This is a genomic window from Streptomyces calidiresistens (assembly GCF_014141525.1).
In the GTDB taxonomy this organism is placed as follows: Bacteria; Actinomycetota; Actinomycetes; order Streptomycetales; family Streptomycetaceae; genus Streptomyces; species Streptomyces calidiresistens.
On record NZ_VKHS01001438.1, the window covers coordinates 1 to 677 of the forward strand.

Consider the following 677-nt stretch of genomic DNA (forward strand, 5'->3'; position numbering starts at 1 on the left):
GGAGATGTTTATAAGAGACAGGGGAGAAGGCGGGTTCGCTCCAGCGCAGGGGGGTGGCGCGGGCGACCTCCCGAACGGCGGCGACGGTGAACTCCACGAGGCGCTGCGCCCCCGGCGGGAAGGGTTCCTCCCCGGGGGCCGGGGACCAGACGGTTCGGGCCGTACCGGTCAGGTGGAGGGCGGTCCCGGTGTCCCAGCCGGGGAAGAGGAGACCCGCGAGGGGGTTGAGTTCGAGGTTGCCCAGGGTCAGGAACATGGCGTTGCCGGTGTAGTCCGGCCAGCGCAGCACGGTGGGTGAGACCACCCGGACGAAGCCCGGGTTGCCCCCGCGGTGGGAGGCGTCGGCATCGCCCCGGTCGGAGGCGGTGGCGACGAAGAAGGTGTCCGCCCGCCGGATGGTTTCCCGCTGGGCGGGGGTGAGGGCGGTGCCGTCGGTGACCGGCCCCGGTCCCGCCGCCGCTCCGCCCTCGCCCGGGTCGAGGAAGCGGTGCCGCCGTTTCTGGAGGTACTTGGGGCAGTTGGCGATGACCTGGTCGAGGTCCACGCGGAGCCCCCGGCCGGTCGGGACGGCCCGACCGTTGATCCGCATCCGGCGGCGGGTGGCGGGCTCGATGGCGATCATGCCCACCGGGGAGGGGCGTTCACGGAGTCCGCCGAGGGGATCGGTGGGGTCGGGG

General features: G+C 73.6%; 1 protein-coding gene. It reads right to left on the minus strand.

What is annotated here, in order from left to right:
• Positions 1-677: pyridoxamine 5'-phosphate oxidase family protein (locus FOE67_RS27710; RefSeq protein ID WP_182667550.1), on the minus strand; the 677-nt coding region annotated here is incomplete at both ends.